Genomic DNA, 3,408 nt, shown 5'->3' with positions numbered 1-3,408 from the left:
CCGAAGATCGTCTTACGGAGATCCCGGGCGTCGGCGATGCGATCGCCGACATTGTCACCAAACTTCAACGGGCCGGTACTCCAGCCTATCCCGGATGTGGTGGCGAGACGAAATGGACGCGAATGCCTCGAAGCTAACTGCTTACGTATTCAACCGGAGGTGACGACGTATGCCAGGTCGCTAAATCGCGGTGATGGACAACGCCACACATGCAAAGCGCCTCCGAGAACGTGCCGACGAGTTCCGCCGAGCGGCCGATAAAATTACGGAAGAACACACCAGGCTGAGTTTCCTTGAATTGGCGCGCTCATACGACGAGTTGGCAAAGGCCGAGGAGGCTGTCGCGCAGGGTACGACATAGCGCAAGGAACGGAACACCGAGCGGTCAGCTAGTTGCCGGAGCGGCTAGTTGAAAATCACCCACTTGCAAGTAAAACGGCCAAGACAGGACGTTCCCTCGGTCCACTACGCAACTCTATCTGAATGTCAGCTTCGGGCGGATTTTGTTGCAAAAAGTCGGCTGTAGCGGTGGATCGTTCGGTTATTTCGCTAAAGACGACAGGCTTTGATCCGCCGACGTACTGTGCCGCTCGTCCCGAGCTGCTTTCCGCCCGGGCAGTGGTAGACGTCGTCGGCCGGATCATATCGAAAGTCGTTGCGCGAGAAGGTGCCATCCTCTCGCTTTGACTTGTCTATGACCGGAATGTGTGGCGTGATGTCCTTCTCGACCAGCCAGTTGAGCATCGGAGCCGATCCATAAGCAGTATCGGCCGCGAGCCGCTCCGGCTTGAGGCCAAAGCGCTCCTCTGTTCGTTCGAACGTGGTCTTCGACGTCCAAGATGACACCGAACTTCATGTCGATGAGATAGTTGTCAGAGTAAGCGAAGAATGCCGGTCCTTTGGGTGCGCCGGTCCACTGGGCCGCGGGATCGGATGGTGAGACGAACTTCGGCACAACCTCCGTAGCGGCACCCCATGCGAGAGTCGCCAGATACTCCTTCACGGCGCGACTGGACCTCCTCGGATCGCGATCCCTATGCCAGTCCCGCCCCGGTGATCGAGCGCTGCTTGTTGGCGCGAGCCGCAATCAAGCTCGCATCGACCGCAAAGCCTTCGCCGCAACCAGCCAGCCGCAATCCACGCTTCGACGATCCGCTCGAACATGCGACGGAAAACATTTCCCTCGCGGAAGCGCTCGTTGCGGGCGCGCGAGAACGAGGGCGAGGCCCGAGGACCTTCCCTCATCCCAAAAGGGGAGTTTTGATCCTAAAGTTGTTTCGCGCACATCGGTCGTTCTGACGCTGAGCTCCCTTTGCGTCGTGTCGAAGTGTGAAACATGCTTGATTAGCTCCAGAGAGCGGCCCACGTCTTGGGGCCGACAATTCCATCAGCCTTCAACGGGTTACCATTAAAATCAACGTGGGATGCCTGGAATGCTTTCACCGCGGTCTCAGTGTGCGGGCCAAAATCGCCGTCTATGGCTCCAGGATCAAGTTGAGGATCCGCGTAGTGCTTGAGGATCTCCTGGAGAAGCCTCACACCGCTGCCCTTCGAACCCCTCTTGACCGTCTCTGGTGTTAGCCTGAACCAAGTCGCCGGCCCCACGATGCCGTCAACTTTTAGGGGAAACGAGAACGCCCAGGAATGCCCTGGAGATCGATCGGTTTGATATCTTATGACCGCGTTTTGGGTTACAGGTCCGAAGACGCCGTCATCCGTTCCGGGGGGAAGATAACGTCGCTCAATCAACGCCTTTTGCGCGTTCTTTACTGCTTCACCTTTCGATCCCAGTTTGATGATAGGTTCGGCCATAGCCATCATTCCCTTGGTTGTCTCGTGTAATTTGGCATCGTTACCGCTGGCGCGCGTATGGATGCGCATTTACTATCGTATGCCCACCTGGGAGGCTGATCACCTCCTAAATCTGGTGGGGTTTCTGCCCTGCGGAAAAGGGCCCGCATACGCGGATCAGCGCATCCGGCCTAGCTTCACCAGGCCCCCCATTTATTGATGATGCCGCGGCATAGTTTGATGGAAGCAGTAATATGTCTCATTCACTGGTTCGTTGAGTCGGTCTTTCTTTGCCCGTGTCGGAAGTTCCGAACGAGCAGCTCACTGGGCGATTGGAGACAAAAGCTGACGTCCAAGGTCGAGACGCGGAATGTGTTCGGCATACGGTGATGAAAGTCGGTTCGCCCCTGACTTAGGCTGTGCACCTATAAACCTGCGGCGCCATGTAACTGGTGACTACGTCCGCTTTGCTCCTATAGCGACCAAGTTCGTGCCGCAGCGCATTATGTCGCGATGGGCCAGAAGCCGATACGAGCATTCCCCTCGATTGCGTCGCCGCAAGCAACCATCGCTAGAGTGCTAGACAGTTCTGTGGTGTAGTAGCGAGGGGCTACACCTCGCAATTGCTGATCAAGATTTTGAGTTTGGAGGATTCCATGCAGCTTCAGTCGACGATCATCTCCACGTCGATTTTACTCGAGTTCTTGTCTTTGTCCGCAGGGTCAGCATTTAGCGATGGCGATTGGGTAACTCTGCTCGAACAGGATAAGAAGGGCGAATGGAACGAGGTTGGTAAGGCAAATTGGGAAATGAAGGATGGCGTGCTAGTTGCCGACAAGCTGGATGGCAACGGCTACGCCTATCTCGTCAGCAAGTCGACCTACAAGGACTTCCAAGTCTACGCCGAGTTCTGGGTCGATGACGACGCCAATAGCGGCATCTTCATCCGTTGCGAGAAGCCCGAAGCGATTGACGGTAGGAGCTGTTACGAGTTCAACGTTTTCGATAAGCGCCCTGACCCAAGCTGTGGCACCGGCGCGATCGTAGATACCGCCAAAGTCGATCCGATGCCGAAAGCCGGTGGCAAATGGAATACGTATGAAATCACGGCACAAGGCTCCCATCTTGTTGCCGTTCTCAACGGCCAAAGAACCACTGAGTGCAGGATTCCAAACACACAACTGCTGGTCCGATCGCGTTACAGTACGGCGCAGGCATTGTGAAGTTTCGCCCGGTGAAGATCAGGCGCTCTAGTGTCCCGCGTCACAAGTTCGCAATAACCCAACGGCGACGTCGATCTGAAGTGGACCCCGGGAGCAGGACCACTGACGCCGCCTTCTTAGTTGGAACTCTCGCCGCTCCGATTTTCTGATATCAGGCCGCGAGGGCCTCTGTCTGCGTCTGTTGTTGAGGTTGTGGGCATGTGGGCAACGCCTCTTCGGCGTTGTCCACCATGTCCACAGCCTTTGCTGTAGCGCCGGCGCGCCAGATCGCCATCGGCGTGCGATAGCCGTGTGCCTTGTGCGGGCGCTCCTCGTTATACAACCCAGCTTGATAACACCCACGGGACCGGTTTTCGCGAGCTCTTGTATCGGTGGCATCCATGGTTTGGTCAGC

At 56.5% G+C, this 3,408-nt stretch carries 2 protein-coding genes and 2 pseudogenes; 1 reads left to right on the top strand and 3 read right to left on the bottom strand.

The features are described from left to right. Positions 1–597: 597 nt before the first annotated feature. Both XH79_RS07030 and XH79_RS07025 read right to left on the bottom strand, forming a co-directional pair. Positions 598–1,218 (bottom strand): annotated as a pseudogene (locus XH79_RS07030) (IS5/IS1182 family transposase); the annotation flags it as partial. A 126-nt stretch (positions 1,219–1,344) separates the two neighbouring features. After that, positions 1,345–1,881, bottom strand: coding sequence for a peptidoglycan-binding domain-containing protein (locus XH79_RS07025; protein ID WP_271581185.1), 537 nt, complete (start codon positions 1,879–1,881; stop codon positions 1,345–1,347). Positions 1,882–2,447: 566 nt separating this feature from the next. Here XH79_RS07025 and XH79_RS07020 point away from each other — a divergent pair. Further along, positions 2,448–3,014 (top strand): 3-keto-disaccharide hydrolase, encoded by a 567-nt coding sequence (locus XH79_RS07020; protein ID WP_333938833.1) that lies wholly within the window; start codon positions 2,448–2,450, stop codon positions 3,012–3,014. Between the two features lie 151 nt (positions 3,015–3,165). On the opposite strand, the pseudogene XH79_RS07015 reads toward XH79_RS07020, so the two are convergent. Continuing rightward, a pseudogene (locus tag XH79_RS07015) lies at positions 3,166–3,408 on the bottom strand (hypothetical protein); the annotation flags it as partial.

Source organism: Bradyrhizobium sp. CCBAU 45389, from assembly GCF_028128625.1.
Classification (GTDB): domain Bacteria; phylum Pseudomonadota; class Alphaproteobacteria; order Rhizobiales; family Xanthobacteraceae; genus Bradyrhizobium; species Bradyrhizobium liaoningense_B.
Note: the sequence above shows the minus strand (reverse complement) of the source record. Positions and strands in the feature narration are given on the sequence as shown.

Excerpts from the sequence above, each read along its gene's own strand:
- XH79_RS07025 (WP_271581185.1), bottom strand. The coding sequence starts at position 1,881 with ATGCGCATCCATACGCGCGCCAGCGGTAACGATGCCAAATTACACGAG.
- XH79_RS07020 (WP_333938833.1), top strand. The coding sequence starts at position 2,448 with ATGCAGCTTCAGTCGACGATCATCTCCACGTCGATTTTACTCGAGTTC.